16 protein-coding genes are annotated in these 14133 nt (G+C 57.3%); 13 read left to right on the forward strand and 3 right to left on the reverse strand.

Features of this window, described 5'->3' with window-relative positions:
* From OQK_RS10805 to OQK_RS10815, 3 genes are all read right to left on the reverse strand, one after another.
* The coding region (locus OQK_RS10805) for an STN domain-containing protein (RefSeq protein WP_177318476.1) at nucleotides 1-459 on the reverse strand (459 nt) is incomplete at its 3' end.
* Between the two features lie 118 nt (nucleotides 460-577).
* Nucleotides 578-1525, reverse strand: a complete 948-nt coding sequence (locus tag OQK_RS10810) for a FecR domain-containing protein (RefSeq protein WP_016772396.1) — start codon at nucleotides 1523-1525, stop codon at nucleotides 578-580.
* Nucleotides 1525-2031, reverse strand: a complete 507-nt coding sequence (locus tag OQK_RS10815) for a sigma-70 family RNA polymerase sigma factor (RefSeq protein WP_016772397.1) — start codon at nucleotides 2029-2031, stop codon at nucleotides 1525-1527. Before OQK_RS10815 ends, OQK_RS10810 begins: the two co-directional genes overlap by 1 nt.
* Nucleotides 2032-2601: 570 nt before the next feature.
* Between OQK_RS10815 and mnmG the strand changes: the two genes are divergently transcribed.
* The 13 genes from mnmG to OQK_RS10880 all read left to right on the forward strand — a co-directional run bounded on the left by mnmG (nucleotide 2602) and on the right by OQK_RS10880 (nucleotide 14105).
* Entirely contained in the window at nucleotides 2602-4500 is a 1899-nt protein-coding gene (gene mnmG / locus OQK_RS10820) for a tRNA uridine-5-carboxymethylaminomethyl(34) synthesis enzyme MnmG (protein WP_016772398.1), read from the forward strand.
* Nucleotides 4497-5141, forward strand: coding sequence for a 16S rRNA (guanine(527)-N(7))-methyltransferase RsmG (gene rsmG / locus OQK_RS10825; protein ID WP_016772399.1), 645 nt, complete (start codon nucleotides 4497-4499; stop codon nucleotides 5139-5141). The genes mnmG and rsmG overlap by 4 nt, the downstream gene beginning before the upstream one ends.
* Before the next feature lie 18 nt (nucleotides 5142-5159).
* Nucleotides 5160-5957 carry a ParA family protein gene (locus OQK_RS10830; RefSeq protein ID WP_016772400.1) on the forward strand — a complete coding sequence of 266 codons (798 nt, stop codon included), beginning with the start codon at nucleotides 5160-5162 and terminating at the stop codon, nucleotides 5955-5957.
* Between the two features lie 9 nt (nucleotides 5958-5966).
* On the forward strand, nucleotides 5967-6839 hold the full coding sequence (locus OQK_RS10835) for a ParB/RepB/Spo0J family partition protein (RefSeq protein WP_007960777.1): 873 nt from the start codon (nucleotides 5967-5969) through the stop codon (nucleotides 6837-6839).
* 148 nt (nucleotides 6840-6987) lie between these two features.
* Complete coding sequence (locus OQK_RS10840; protein ID WP_016772401.1) at nucleotides 6988-7395, forward strand: F0F1 ATP synthase subunit I; 408 nt, start codon at nucleotides 6988-6990, stop codon at nucleotides 7393-7395.
* Nucleotides 7396-7411: 16 nt separating this feature from the next.
* Entirely contained in the window at nucleotides 7412-8281 is an 870-nt protein-coding gene (gene atpB, locus OQK_RS10845) for a F0F1 ATP synthase subunit A (protein ID WP_016772402.1), read from the forward strand.
* A gap of 133 nt (nucleotides 8282-8414) precedes the next feature.
* On the forward strand, nucleotides 8415-8672 hold the full coding sequence (gene atpE / locus OQK_RS10850) for a F0F1 ATP synthase subunit C (RefSeq protein WP_003097235.1): 258 nt from the start codon (nucleotides 8415-8417) through the stop codon (nucleotides 8670-8672).
* 58 nt (nucleotides 8673-8730) lie between these two features.
* Nucleotides 8731-9201, forward strand: a complete 471-nt coding sequence (locus tag OQK_RS10855) for a F0F1 ATP synthase subunit B (protein ID WP_016772403.1) — start codon at nucleotides 8731-8733, stop codon at nucleotides 9199-9201.
* Between the two features lie 12 nt (nucleotides 9202-9213).
* Complete coding sequence (locus OQK_RS10860; protein ID WP_016772404.1) at nucleotides 9214-9750, forward strand: F0F1 ATP synthase subunit delta; 537 nt, start codon at nucleotides 9214-9216, stop codon at nucleotides 9748-9750.
* Between the two features lie 21 nt (nucleotides 9751-9771).
* Nucleotides 9772-11316, forward strand: a complete 1545-nt coding sequence (gene atpA / locus OQK_RS10865; RefSeq protein ID WP_016772405.1) for a F0F1 ATP synthase subunit alpha — start codon at nucleotides 9772-9774, stop codon at nucleotides 11314-11316.
* Between the two features lie 50 nt (nucleotides 11317-11366).
* Nucleotides 11367-12227 (forward strand): F0F1 ATP synthase subunit gamma, encoded by an 861-nt coding sequence (gene atpG / locus OQK_RS10870; RefSeq protein WP_007911960.1) that lies wholly within the window; start codon nucleotides 11367-11369, stop codon nucleotides 12225-12227.
* A 27-nt stretch (nucleotides 12228-12254) separates the two neighbouring features.
* Nucleotides 12255-13634 carry a F0F1 ATP synthase subunit beta gene (atpD, locus tag OQK_RS10875; protein WP_016772406.1) on the forward strand — a complete coding sequence of 460 codons (1380 nt, stop codon included), beginning with the start codon at nucleotides 12255-12257 and terminating at the stop codon, nucleotides 13632-13634.
* A 45-nt stretch (nucleotides 13635-13679) separates the two neighbouring features.
* Complete coding sequence (locus tag OQK_RS10880; RefSeq protein ID WP_016772407.1) at nucleotides 13680-14105, forward strand: F0F1 ATP synthase subunit epsilon; 426 nt, start codon at nucleotides 13680-13682, stop codon at nucleotides 14103-14105.
* Nucleotides 14106-14133 lie beyond the last annotated feature (28 nt).

The following is a 14133-nucleotide window of genomic DNA, read 5'->3' on the forward strand; positions in this document are numbered from 1 at the left end:
ACCGATCCGGCTGTTTTGCGCCTTGTAGCCGACGTCGGCGGCGTAATCCAGATTCATTGGATTGCCCAACTGCGCATTGATGTTGGTCGGCGCCAGTTCCAGGGAGTCACCGCTGGGCACATTCTGCAGTATGTAACTGCCGGGGGCTTGTGGCAATGCCTGTAAACCCGAGCCTTGCAGCAATTGAGCGAAACCTTGTTCGACGCTGAAATCGCCATTTAAACCGGCACTGCGCAAGCGGCTGGTCTGCTGCGGCGAGAACGACAGAATCACATTGGCGGCAGCGGCGAACTGGCTCAAGGCACTATCCAGCGGGCCGGCGGCAATGGCGAAGCGCTGGGATGTCGACGCCGCGAAGGCGCTGTTGCTGATCACCAGACAGGACGCAGCGCTGGCCATCAATAAGCTGCATGCAATGCAATGTGGAGAAAAGCGCTGACGCAAGGTGGGAAGACGCATGTGTGGATTAGCCCTGAAGGTGGCGAAGAGCCGCGTTGATCGCGATTACCTGTAGGGCCGGGTCAGGGCGCAAAAAGATAACCCTGTTTACGATTATTTTCCCCAGGCGTTTTTCTGATCAAACGCTGTGGCTGATCGAGACCCAGTAACGACTGAAATAGCGGACGTTGATCGGCAACGAAGCCTTGAGATTGGCCAGCACTGCGTCGGTCGAATCGAGCCGGAAGGTCCCGGAGACCCGCAGATCCCGAGCGCGGCGATCACAGTGCAATACACCACTGCGATAGCGCCCCAACTCTGCGATGACATCGCCCAGGCGCGCGTCGAGAACGATCAACTGGCCGTTGATCCAGGCCACTTCTGATGACTGGAAGGGTTGCCTGAGGCCGATGTGCCGACTGTCGAAATCCGCGCCTTCGCCTGCTTTCAGGATGAGCGCAGCAGTGGATGACTGCGCAGGTTGAACACTGACTCGATCCTCCAGTACGCCGACCCGGGTTGAGTTCGGCATCTGACGCACCGAGAACCGGGTGCCCAATGCTTGAATCCGCCCTTCGCGGGTTTGCACATAAAACGGCCGCTGATCGCCAAGCTTGCCGGTTTGGACAAGGATTTCACCGGCACGCAGTTGAATCAGGCGTTGTGCTGCGTCGAAAGAGACATCAATGGCCGAGTCGGTGTTGAGCTGGATCTGGCTGCCATCGGCCAAGCTGATGGTGCGACGCTGACCCACACCGGTTTTATAGTCGGCCCAGACGTTGCCGAGGGAGGTGTGGCGTTGAACGTTCCAGCCAACGAAACCTGTTCCCGCCGCAAGCAATAGCAGTTTGAGTACCTGGCGTCTTTGTTGGCCGCTATTGAGCGCACGTCGTTTCAGATCCTGCGGCAGCGTACCGAGGTGGCGCTGTAATTGTTCCATCTGGTTCCACGCCGCCAGATGCGCCGGATCGCTGTCTATCCACAACTGCCAGGCTTTCTGTTCGGCAGGGGTCGGTGGCTGGGATTGAAACTGCACATACCAGCTGGCGGCAGTTTCGAAGACCTGACGGTCTGTAGCGACGGCCATCATGGTTGCGCCATGATCAGCGCGCATTCAGTCAGGGCGCGAACCATGTGTTTTTTCACTGTGGTCAGCGAAACCTCCAATTGCACAGCGATCTGTTGATAAGTCAGTCCGTCGACTTGCGAAAGCATGAAGATCTGCCGTGTGCGCGTGCCCAATCCGGTCAATGCTTTATCCACAGCAACCAGGGTTTCAATGATCAGCGCTCTGTCTTCTTCGCTGACGGTCGTCGCTTCCGGCCGAGCTGCGAGGGCCTGCAGATAAGCGCTTTCAATGGCCCTGCGTCTATAACGATCAATGAGCAGCCCGCGTGCAATGGTCGTCAGGTAATCCCTCGGCTCACGAATATGAGCCGCATTGCGCGCGGCCAGAACTCGCAAAAACGTGTCATGCGCCACATCGGCTGCATCGCAGCCGTTGTGCAGTCTGCCCTTGAGCCAACCATACAGCCACGAATGATGTTGCTCGTAGATTCGCTCGATCGCAGCGGTGTGGGCGGGTAGGGACATGGGAAAACTGACGAGTTAATGATAATGGCTATTATTAGCTTCTGTTACGTCCTCTCACAATAGCCTTTTCATTTTCCTGCCCTTGGCTTGCCAAGCGTCACCGATCCTTCGCTGGCGCTTTTTTGCGTCCGGAAAAAAACCTTGTTGGCGCTTTTCTGTGGATTAAGCCCTGTGAATAACTGCTACTGAGGGCAGTTGATAAATGGGGTGGAAAACTGGATATAACCGGCACTGTGGATAACCAACCGATTCATCCACAGGCTTAAACCGGTTATCCAATGGCCTCATTGCCAGATGAGCACAGAGTTTTGGATCTCTGTACATGTTGAAAAACAAGGCCTGTAGCGATCTATCCACAGAAAGGTGGTTCAGTAAGAATAAACATAAAAACAAAGGTTTTATAAATTTCTCTCTTTTTTATTCTTTTAACCTCGAGTTCTCCACAGCTGGTTAAATTTTGTGCAAAGGGTTCTTTAGAAAGGGCGAAGTCCCTATACTTGCCGACCAGGTCCAGAAACCTGAGCTCAACTATTTCCTGAATGACCTACTTAAGCAGGCACGAGGTGCGTGGTGGATTTCCCTTCCCGTTTTGAAGTGATCGTCATCGGCGGCGGTCATGCCGGTACCGAGGCAGCACTGGCGTCAGCACGCATGGGGGCAAAAACCCTGTTGCTGACGCATAACGTGGAAACCCTCGGTGCCATGAGTTGTAACCCGGCCATCGGTGGCATCGGCAAAAGCCACCTGGTCAAGGAAATCGACGCCCTCGGCGGCGCGATGGCCATGGCTACCGATAAGGGCGGCATCCAGTTTCGCGTGTTGAACAGCCGCAAGGGTCCGGCCGTACGGGCGACCCGTGCGCAAGCCGACCGGATTCTTTACAAAGCCGCTGTCCGCGAAATCCTGGAAAACCAGCCGAACCTGTGGATATTTCAACAAGCTGCTGACGACCTGATCGTCGAGCATGAACAAGTCCGGGGTGTCGTCACGCAAATGGGTCTGCGCTTCTTCGCTGATTCCGTGGTGTTGACTACCGGTACCTTCCTCGGCGGACTTATCCACATCGGTTTGCAGAATTTCTCCGGCGGTCGCGCCGGTGATCCACCGTCTATTGCTCTGGCCCACCGTCTGCGTGAGTTGCCATTGCGTGTCGGGCGCCTGAAAACCGGTACACCGCCGCGTATTGATGGCAAGTCGGTGGATTTCTCGGTGATGACCGAGCAGCCGGGTGACACTCCGATCCCGGTGATGTCGTTCATGGGCAACAAGGAACAGCATCCGCGCCAGGTCAGTTGCTGGATTACCCATACCAATGCGCGTACCCACGAAATCATCGCGGCGAACCTCGATCGTTCGCCGATGTATTCCGCTGCCGGGGAGATCGAAGGCGTCGGCCCGCGTTATTGCCCGTCGATCGAAGACAAGATTCATCGCTTTGCCGACAAGGAAAGCCATCAGGTGTTCATCGAACCGGAAGGTTTGACCACCCATGAGCTGTATCCGAACGGGATATCTACAAGCCTGCCGTTCGACGTGCAATTGCAGATCGTGCAATCGATCCGCGGCATGGAAAACGCACACATCGTGCGTCCGGGTTATGCGATCGAGTACGACTACTTCGATCCGCGCGACCTGAAGTACAGCCTGGAAACCAAAGTCATCGGCGGTCTGTTTTTCGCCGGGCAGATCAACGGCACCACCGGTTACGAAGAAGCTGGCGCTCAAGGGCTGCTCGCCGGGGCCAACGCTGCACTGCGCGCGAAGGGCAAAGAAGCCTGGTGTCCGCGCCGCGATGAAGCGTACATCGGCGTTCTGGTCGACGACCTGATCACCCTCGGCACCCAAGAGCCGTACCGCATGTTCACGTCCCGAGCCGAGTACCGCCTGATTCTGCGCGAAGACAACGCCGACCTGCGTCTTACCGAAAAAGGTCGCGAGCTCGGTCTGGTCGATGACGCGCGCTGGGCGGCCTTCTGCAAGAAACGCGAAAGCATCGAGCTTGAAGAACAGCGCCTGAAAAGCACCTGGGTGCGGCCGAACACCCCGCAGGGCGATGCGATTGCCGAGAAATTTGGCACGCCGCTGACTCACGAGTACAACCTGCTCAACCTGTTGAGCCGTCCGGAAATCGATTACGCCGGTCTGGTCGAAGTGACCGGGCAGGGCGCGGAAGATCCACAGGTCGCTGAGCAGGTCGAGATCAAGACCAAGTACGCCGGTTACATCGACCGCCAACAGGACGAAATCGCCCGTCTGCGCGCCAGCGAAGACACGAAATTGCCTGTGGATATCGATTACACCAACATCTCGGGTCTGTCCAAGGAGATCCAGAGCAAGCTCGGCGCCACACGTCCCGAGACTCTGGGCCAGGCTTCGCGGATCCCGGGCGTGACCCCGGCAGCGATTTCGCTGTTGATGATTCATTTGAAAAAACGCGGCGCGGGCCGTCAGTTGGAGCAAAGCGCTTGAGTGCCAAGGTCACTTCGCAACATGCCGAAGAGTTATCCACAGGAGCCCGCGAGCTCGGTGTCAATCTCACAGAAACCCAGCACGAATTGCTGCTGGGTTATCTGGCCCTGTTGATCAAATGGAACCAGGCCTACAACCTGACCGCCGTGCGAGATCCAGACGAAATGGTTTCGCGGCACTTGCTCGATAGTCTCAGCGTGATGTCGTTTATCGAAAACGGTCGCTGGCTCGATGTCGGCAGTGGCGGTGGCATGCCTGGTATCCCGCTGGCGATCCTGTATCCGGACTCGCAGGTGACCTGTCTGGACAGCAACGGCAAGAAAACCCGCTTCCTGACTCAGGTCAAACTGGAGCTGAAGCTGGATAACCTGCAAGTTATCCACAGTCGCGTCGAAGCCTTCCAGCCTGCGCAGCCATTCAACGGGATCATTTCCCGGGCATTCAGCAGCATGGAAAACTTTACCAACTGGACTCGCCACTTGGGCGATGCCGATACACGCTGGCTGGCAATGAAGGGCGTTCATCCGGCCGATGAGCTGGTAGCATTGCCGGCAGATTTCAAACTCGATAGCGAACACGCCCTGGCCGTCCCCGGTTGCCAAGGCCAACGCCATCTGCTGATACTGCGCCGCACGGCATGATTGGGAACACAAGCAAGAATGGCTAAGGTATTCGCGATAGCGAACCAGAAGGGTGGTGTGGGCAAGACCACCACCTGCATCAACCTCGCAGCATCCCTGGTCGCGACCAAGCGCCGGGTGCTGTTGATCGATCTCGATCCACAGGGCAACGCCACCATGGGTAGCGGTGTGGATAAACATGGTCTGGAAAACTCGGTCTACGATCTGCTGATCGGTGAATGCGATCTGGGCCAGGCCATGCACTTCTCCGAGCACGGCGGTTATCAACTGCTGCCGGCCAACCGCGATCTGACCGCGGCCGAAGTGGTGCTGCTGGAAATGCAGATGAAGGAAAGCCGTCTGCGCAGTGCGCTGGCGCCGATCCGGGACAACTACGACTACATTCTGATCGACTGCCCACCGTCGCTGTCGATGCTCACACTCAATGCACTGGTCGCCGCTGATGGGGTGATTATTCCCATGCAGTGCGAATACTTTGCGCTGGAAGGTTTGAGCGACCTTGTGGATAACATCAAGCGCATCGCTGAACTGCTCAATCCGAACCTGAAAGTCGAAGGCCTGCTGCGGACCATGTACGACCCGCGCCTGAGCCTGATGAACGATGTTTCGGCGCAGCTCAAGGAACACTTCGGCGATCAGCTGTACGACACGGTGATCCCGCGCAACATTCGCTTGGCCGAAGCACCGAGCTACGGCATGCCGGCGCTGGCTTACGACAAGCAATCGCGTGGCGCTCTGGCCTATCTGGCTCTGGCGGGCGAGATGGTTCGTCGTCAGCGCAAAAATTCACGCATTGCTGCTGCTCAGCCAACTTAAGGAATCCCCATGGCCGTCAAGAAACGAGGTCTCGGACGTGGACTGGATGCACTGCTGAGTGGTCCGACGGTCAGCGCGCTGGAAGAACAAGCCGCGCAGGCCGACACCCGCGAACTGCAACACCTGCCGCTGGACCTGCTGCAGCGCGGCAAATATCAGCCGCGCCGTGACATGGACCCGCAGGCCCTGGAAGAGCTGGCGCAGTCGATCAAGGCCCAAGGCGTGATGCAGCCGATCGTGGTGCGCCCGATTGGCGGCGGTCGGTTTGAGATCATTGCCGGTGAACGCCGCTGGCGCGCCAGTCAGCAGGCCGGGCAGGAAACCATCCCGGCGATGGTTCGCGATGTGCCGGATGAAACCGCCATTGCGATTGCGCTGATCGAGAACATCCAGCGTGAAGACCTCAATCCGATCGAAGAAGCCGTCGCCTTGCAGCGCTTGCAGCAGGAATTCCAGCTGACTCAGCAGCAGGTCGCCGAGGCTGTGGGTAAGTCGCGGGTGACTGTGGCTAACCTGTTGCGACTTATTGCACTGCCTGAAGTGATCAAGACGATGCTGTCGCACGGTGACCTGGAAATGGGTCACGCGCGTGCCTTGCTCGGTCTGCCGGACAATCAGCAGGTCGAAGGGGCGCGACATGTTGTCGCACGAGGGCTGACTGTGCGCCAAACCGAGGCACTGGTTCGCCAGTGGTTGAGTGGCAAACCGGAGCCTGTGGAAGCTGCAAAACCCGACCCGGACATCGCTCGCCTCGAGCAGCGTTTGGCCGAGCGCCTAGGCTCTGCGGTGCAGATTCGCCATGGCAAGAAGGGCAAAGGCCAATTGGTGATTGGTTATAACTCGCTTGACGAGCTTCAAGGTGTGCTCGCACACATCCGCTGAAACATTTCCTCATGTAGCGCGCAGTCGGAAATCACTACCTGACAGTTGAATAGGGGCAGAACCGCCCCTATACTCTGCGCGCATTTTGTCGGCACAAATTATGCCAAGTTATTGAATTTCGGCAGCCGACCATTGGAGAGCAACTGTGATGGAAACCCGCACGCCAAACCGCTTGCCTTTCCATCGCCTGGCGGTTTTTCCGGTGTTGATGGCTCAATTTGTCATTCTGCTCATTGCCGCTTTGGCGCTCTGGCAATGGCATGGAGTCGTTGCCGGATACTCGGGACTTTGCGGAGGCCTGATAGCCTTGCTGCCCAATGTTTATTTCGCTCACAGGGCATTTCGGTTTTCCGGCGCCCGAGCAGCCCAGTCCATCGTCCGGTCTTTTTATGCCGGCGAGGCAGGCAAACTTATTTTGACGGCAGTGCTGTTTGCACTGGTGTTCGCAGGTGTGAAGCCACTGGCGCCGATCGCAGTATTCGGCGTGTTCGTGCTGACGCAGTCGGTCAGCTGGTTCGCTCCCCTGCTGATGAGAACAAGACTTTCGAGACCTTAGGGCGTTTGAGGCAACCATGGCAGAGACAACCGCTTCGGGCTATATCCAGCACCACTTGCAGAACCTGACTTTCGGTCAGCTACCCAACGGCGGCTGGGGCTTTGCCCACACCGCAGCAGAGGCCAAGGAAATGGGCTTCTGGGCTTTCCACGTCGATACCCTCGGCTGGTCGGTCGCGCTGGGTCTGATCTTCGTTCTTCTTTTCCGCATGGCGGCGAAGAAAGCGACGTCGGGTCAGCCGGGTGCCTTGCAGAACTTCGTTGAAGTATTGGTCGAATTCGTCGATGGCAGCGTGAAAGACAGCTTCCATGGCCGTAGCCCGGTGATTGCACCGCTGGCGCTGACCATCTTCGTCTGGGTGTTCCTGATGAACGCCGTCGACCTGGTACCGGTCGACTGGATTCCTCAGCTGGCCATCCTGATCTCCGGCGATGCCCACATCCCGTTCCGCGCCGTGTCGACTACCGACCCGAACGCGACTCTGGGCATGGCGTTCTCGGTGTTCGCACTGATCATTTTCTACAGCATCAAGGTCAAGGGCATCGGCGGCTTCATCGGCGAACTGACCCTGCACCCGTTCGGCAGCAAGAACATCTTCGTTCAGGCCCTGCTGATCCCGGTGAACTTCCTGCTGGAATTCGTCACCCTGATCGCCAAGCCGATCTCTCTGGCTCTGCGTCTGTTCGGCAACATGTATGCCGGCGAGCTGGTGTTCATTCTGATCGCTGTGATGTTCGGCAGCGGCCTGCTCTGGCTCAGCGGCCTGGGCGTTGTTCTGCAGTGGGCGTGGGCTGTATTCCACATCCTGATCATCACCCTGCAGGCGTTCATCTTCATGATGCTGACCATCGTCTACCTGTCGATGGCGCACGAAGAAAACCATTAAGACCAGTCTCGACTAGTCTGATGTTCCTCCCGGTCAAACGGGAGGGAGCTCCTTGCGGGGCAGCTGAAACGATTTGTTTTACCGCTTTAATCTAAAAAACCTAAACCATACGACGTAAAAGTCGGGAGGAAAGATGGAAACTGTAGTTGGTCTAACCGCTATCGCTGTTGCACTGTTGATCGGCCTGGGCGCACTGGGTACCGCAATTGGTTTCGGCCTGCTGGGCGGCAAGTTCCTGGAAGGCGCAGCGCGTCAGCCAGAAATGGTTCCAATGCTGCAAGTGAAAATGTTCATCGTTGCCGGTCTGCTCGACGCCGTAACCATGATCGGTGTTGGTATCGCTCTGTTCTTCACCTTTGCGAACCCGTTCGTTGGTCAGATCGCTGGCTGATTACTCGGATCTTCCGGGTAATTTGGTGTGATGGACAACGTAACTGCGAGGTGTTGGCGTGAACATTAATGCGACCCTGATTGGCCAGTCCGTTGCGTTCCTGATTTTTGTACTGTTCTGCATGAAGTATGTATGGCCTCCGGTCATCGCTGCTCTGCACGAACGTCAAAAGAAGATCGCTGATGGTCTGGACGCTGCCAGCCGTGCAGCTCGCGACCTGGAGTTGGCCCAAGAGAAAGCGGGTCAGCAACTGCGCGAAGCGAAAGCTCAGGCAGCTGAAATCATCGAGCAAGCCAAGAAACGCGGTAACCAGATCGTCGAAGAGGCTGTTGAAAAAGCCCGTATCGACGCTGACCGTGTGAAGGTTCAGGCTCAAGCCGAGATCGAACAGGAACTGAACAGCGTCAAAGACAAGCTGCGTGCCCAAGTGGGCTTGCTGGCTGTCGGCGGCGCCGAGAAGATCCTGGGTGCCACAATCGATCAAAACGCGCACGCAGAGCTGGTTAACCAACTGGCTGCTGAAATCTAAGCGAGGGCGATCATGGCAGAACTGACCACGTTGGCCCGACCTTACGCTAAGGCGGCCTTCGAGCACGCTCAGGCCCACCAGCAACTGGCCAATTGGTCAGCCATGCTCGGCCTGGCAGCAGCGGTGTCGCAAGACGACACCCTGCAGCGCGTGCTCAAGGCCCCGCGACTGACGAGCGCAGAAAAGGCCGCCACGTTCATTGACGTGTGCGGCGACAAGTTTGATGAAAAGGCACGCAATTTCATCAACGTCGTTGCCGAGAACGACCGTCTCCTGCTTCTGCCGGAGATCGCCGCTCTGTTCGACCTGTACAAGGCCGAACAAGAGAAATCGGTAGACGTTGAAGTAACCAGTGCATTTGCATTGAACCAAGAACAGCAAGACAAACTCGCCAAGGTTCTCAGTGCACGACTCAACCGGGAAGTGCGCCTGCAAGTTGCGGAGGACGCTGCCTTGATTGGTGGTGTCGTGATCCGCGCCGGCGACCTGGTTATCGATGGCTCGATTCGCGGCAAAATCGCGAAACTTGCCGAAGCATTGAAATCTTGAGTTTGAAGGGGCAGCAGAGCAATGCAGCAACTCAATCCTTCCGAAATAAGTGAAATTATCAAGGGCCGCATCGACAAGCTCGATGTGACCTCCCAAGCCCGTAACGAAGGCACTGTCGTCAGCGTATCTGACGGCATCGTGCGGATTCACGGTCTGGCCGACGTCATGTACGGCGAGATGATCGAGTTTCCGGGCGGCGTCTACGGTATGGCTCTCAACCTGGAGCAGGACTCCGTAGGTGCCGTGGTATTGGGCTCCTACCAGTCGCTGGCTGAAGGCATGAGCGCCAAGTGCACCGGCCGCATCCTCGAAGTTCCTGTTGGTAAGGAATTGCTGGGCCGCGTAGTCGATGCTCTGGGTAACCCTGTTGACGGCAAAGGTCCACTGGGCAACACCGAGACCGACGCGGTCGAGAAAGTTGCTCCAGGCGTGATCTGGCGTAAGTCGGTAGACCAGCCTGTACAGACTGGCTACAAGGCTGTCGATGCCATGATCCCTGTCGGCCGTGGCCAGCGTGAGCTGATCATCGGTGACCGTCAGATCGGTAAAACCGCTCTGGCGATCGACGCGATCATCAACCAGAAAGACAGCGGCATTTTCTGCGTCTACGTTGCAATCGGTCAGAAGCAATCGACCATCGCCAACGTGGTTCGCAAGCTGGAAGAAAACGGCGCCCTGGCCAACACGATCATCGTGGCTGCCAGTGCTTCGGAATCTCCTGCGCTGCAATTCCTGGCACCGTACTCCGGTTGCACCATGGGTGAATTCTTCCGCGACCGCGGTGAAGACGCGCTGATCGTTTATGACGATCTGTCCAAGCAGGCAGTGGCTTACCGCCAGATTTCCCTGCTGCTGCGCCGTCCACCAGGCCGTGAAGCTTACCCAGGCGACGTGTTCTATCTCCACTCCCGTCTGCTGGAGCGCGCATCCCGCGTTTCGGAAGAATACGTAGAGAAGTTCACCAACGGCGCAGTGACCGGCAAAACCGGTTCCCTGACCGCACTGCCGATCATCGAAACCCAGGCTGGCGACGTTTCCGCGTTCGTTCCGACCAACGTGATTTCCATCACCGACGGTCAGATCTTCCTGGAATCGGCCATGTTCAACTCGGGCATCCGCCCTGCAGTGAACGCCGGTGTTTCGGTATCCCGTGTGGGTGGTGCCGCTCAGACCAAGATCATCAAGAAGCTCTCCGGTGGTATCCGTACCGCTCTGGCTCAGTACCGTGAACTGGCGGCATTCGCCCAGTTCGCTTCTGACCTGGACGAAGCGACCCGCAAGCAACTTGAGCATGGTCAGCGCGTTACCGAGCTGATGAAGCAGAAGCAATACGCACCAATGTCGATCGCTGACATGGCGCTGTCGCTGTATGCCGCTGAGCGTGGGTTCCTGACTGACATTGAAATCGCCAAGGTCGGCAGCTTCGAACAAGCGCTGATCGCTTTCTTCAACCGCGATCACGCCGATTTGATGGCCAAGATCAACGTTAAAGGTGACTTCAATGACGAAATCGACGCTGGCATGAAAGCCGGTATCGAGAAGTTCAAGGCCACCCAAACCTGGTAAGCCGCAGCGGGAGCCGCGAGGCTCCCGCTTGCTAACCTGATAGGTGTTACATGGCAGGCGCAAAAGAGATTCGCAGTAAGATTGCGAGCATCAAAAGCACGCAAAAGATTACCAGCGCCATGGAAAAAGTGGCGGTCAGCAAAATGCGCAAGGCACAAATGCGCATGGCTGCTAGCCGTCCTTATGCGGAGCGTATCCGCCAGGTAATTGGGCATCTGGCCAACGCCAACCCGGAATACCGCCACCCGTTCATGATCGACCGCGAAATCAAGCGCGTCGGTTATGTCGTCGTGAGCAGTGACCGTGGTCTGTGCGGCGGCTTGAACACCAACCTGTTCAAGGCCCTGGTCAAGGACATGGCGGTAAACCGCGAAAACGGCGTCGAGATTGATCTGTGTGTAGTCGGTAGCAAGGGTGCGGCCTTTTTCCGCAACTTCGGCGGTAACGTCGTTGCAGCTATCAGCCACCTGGGTGAAGAGCCGTCGATCAATGACCTGATCGGCAGCGTCAAGGTGATGCTGGATGCCTACCTGGACGGCCGTATCGACCGCCTGTCCGTGGTGTCCAACAAGTTCATCAACACCATGACGCAACAGCCTACCGTGGAGCAGTTGATTCCACTGGTGGCAACCCCGGATCAGGATCTCAAGCACCACTGGGACTATCTCTACGAACCGGACGCCAAAGAGCTGCTTGACGGCTTGATGGTCCGTTACGTCGAGTCGCAGGTCTACCAGGCGGTGGTCGAGAACAACGCGGCTGAACAGGCTGCGCGGATGATCGCGATGAAGAACGCTACCGACAACGCCGGTGATTTGATCAGCGATTTGCAGCTGATCTACAACAAGGCGCGTCAGGCTGCGATCACCCAAGAGATCTCGGAAATCGTCGGCGGCGCTGCCGCGGTTTAACGGTTCAAATATTCAGAGGATCCAGCTATGAGTAGCGGACGTATCGTTCAAATCATCGGCGCCGTTATCGACGTGGAATTTCCACGCGACAGCGTACCGAGCATCTACAACGCGCTGACTGTACAAAGCGCGGCCGCAACCACCCTGGAAGTTCAGCAGCAGCTGGGCGACGGCGTGGTGCGTACCATTGCGATGGGTTCCACCGAGGGCTTGAAGCGCGGTCTGGAAGTCACCGACTCTGGCGCAGCCATCTCCGTACCGGTCGGTAAAGCAACCCTGGGCCGGATCATGGACGTCCTCGGTAACCCGATCGATGAAGCTGGCCCGATCGACACCGAAGAGCGCTGGGGCATTCACCGCGCAGCACCTTCGTTCGCCGAGCAAGCAGGCGGCAACGACCTGCTGGAAACCGGCATCAAGGTTATCGACCTGGTCTGCCCGTTCGCCAAGGGCGGTAAAGTCGGTCTATTCGGTGGTGCCGGTGTAGGCAAAACCGTAAACATGATGGAACTGATCCGTAACATCGCCATCGAGCACAGCGGTTATTCCGTGTTCGCCGGTGTGGGTGAGCGTACTCGTGAGGGTAACGACTTCTACCACGAGATGAAGGACTCCAACGTTCTGGACAAAGTGGCGCTGGTTTACGGTCAGATGAACGAGCCGCCGGGAAACCGTCTGCGCGTAGCACTGACTGGCCTGACCATGGCCGAGAAGTTCCGTGACGAAGGTAACGACGTTCTGCTGTTCGTCGACAACATCTATCGTTACACCCTGGCCGGTACTGAAGTATCCGCACTGCTGGGCCGTATGCCTTCGGCAGTAGGTTACCAGCCGACCCTGGCTGAAGAGATGGGCGTTCTGCAAGAACGTATCACTTCGACCAAGGAAGGTTCGATCACCTCGATCCAAGCGGTATACGTACCTGCGGACGACTTGACCGACCCGTCGCCAGCGACCACCTTCGCCCACTTGGACGCCACCGTCGTTCTCTCCCGTGACATCGCTTCCCTGGGTATCTACCCGGCGGTAGATCCACTGGATTCGACTTCGCGTCAGCTGGACCCGAACGTGATCGGCCAGGACCACTACGACACCGCTCGCGGCGTTCAGTATGTTCTGCAGCGTTACAAAGAGCTGAAAGACATCATCGCGATCCTGGGTATGGACGAGCTGTCGGAAGCCGACAAACAGTTGGTTAACCGTGCTCGTAAGATCCAGCGCTTCTTGTCGCAGCCGTTCTTCGTGGCTGAAGTCTTCACCGGTGCTTCGGGTAAATACGTTTCCCTGAAAGATACCATTGCTGGCTTCAAAGGCATCCTCAACGGTGACTACGACCACCTGCCAGAACAAGCGTTCTACATGGTTGGCGGCATCGAAGAAGCGATCGAGAAAGCCAAGAAACTGTAATCCCGGCGCCCGGCAACGGGCGCTAATTTAGGTTGAGGCAATCAGATGGCTATGACAGTCCATTGCGATATCGTCAGCGCGGAAGGGGAAATTTTTTCCGGCCTGGTCGAGATGGTGATTGCGCACGGTGCACTGGGTGATCTTGGTATCGCTCTGGGTCACGCGCCGCTGATCACTAATCTCAAGCCGGGTCCGATCCGCCTGATCAAGCAAGGCGGGGAAGCCGAGGTGTTCTACATCTCCGGTGGTTTCCTCGAGGTTCAGCCGAACATGGTCAAGGTACTTGCCGATACCGTGCAACGTGCCGCCGACCTGGATGAAGCTCAGGCTCAGGCAGCTCTCAAGGCTGCCGAGAATGCCCTGAACGAAAAAGGCGCGGACTTCGATTACGGCGCCGCTGCCACACGTCTGGCCGAGGCTGCAGCCCAGCTGCGCACCGTCCAGCAGATCCGCAAGAAGTTTGGCGGTTAATCCGTCAGCCGCTTATTGTGCGATTGAT

The sequence above is a fragment of the Pseudomonas sp. R62 genome (assembly GCF_000257605.1).
Lineage (GTDB): Bacteria > Pseudomonadota > Gammaproteobacteria > Pseudomonadales > Pseudomonadaceae > Aquipseudomonas > Aquipseudomonas atacamensis.

Excerpts from the sequence above, each read along its gene's own strand:
- OQK_RS10835 (WP_007960777.1), top strand. The coding sequence starts at position 5,967 with ATGGCCGTCAAGAAACGAGGTCTCGGACGTGGACTGGATGCACTGCTG.
- OQK_RS10830 (WP_016772400.1), top strand. The coding sequence starts at position 5,160 with ATGGCTAAGGTATTCGCGATAGCGAACCAGAAGGGTGGTGTGGGCAAG.
- atpA (WP_016772405.1), top strand. The coding sequence starts at position 9,772 with ATGCAGCAACTCAATCCTTCCGAAATAAGTGAAATTATCAAGGGCCGC.
- atpB (WP_016772402.1), top strand. The coding sequence starts at position 7,412 with ATGGCAGAGACAACCGCTTCGGGCTATATCCAGCACCACTTGCAGAAC.
- OQK_RS10860 (WP_016772404.1), top strand. The coding sequence starts at position 9,214 with ATGGCAGAACTGACCACGTTGGCCCGACCTTACGCTAAGGCGGCCTTC.
- atpE (WP_003097235.1), top strand. The coding sequence starts at position 8,415 with ATGGAAACTGTAGTTGGTCTAACCGCTATCGCTGTTGCACTGTTGATC.
- atpD (WP_016772406.1), top strand. The coding sequence starts at position 12,255 with ATGAGTAGCGGACGTATCGTTCAAATCATCGGCGCCGTTATCGACGTG.
- OQK_RS10880 (WP_016772407.1), top strand. The coding sequence starts at position 13,680 with ATGGCTATGACAGTCCATTGCGATATCGTCAGCGCGGAAGGGGAAATT.
- OQK_RS10840 (WP_016772401.1), top strand. The coding sequence starts at position 6,988 with ATGGAAACCCGCACGCCAAACCGCTTGCCTTTCCATCGCCTGGCGGTT.
- atpG (WP_007911960.1), top strand. The coding sequence starts at position 11,367 with ATGGCAGGCGCAAAAGAGATTCGCAGTAAGATTGCGAGCATCAAAAGC.
- OQK_RS10810 (WP_016772396.1), bottom strand. The coding sequence starts at position 1,525 with ATGGCCGTCGCTACAGACCGTCAGGTCTTCGAAACTGCCGCCAGCTGG.
- OQK_RS10815 (WP_016772397.1), bottom strand. The coding sequence starts at position 2,031 with ATGTCCCTACCCGCCCACACCGCTGCGATCGAGCGAATCTACGAGCAA.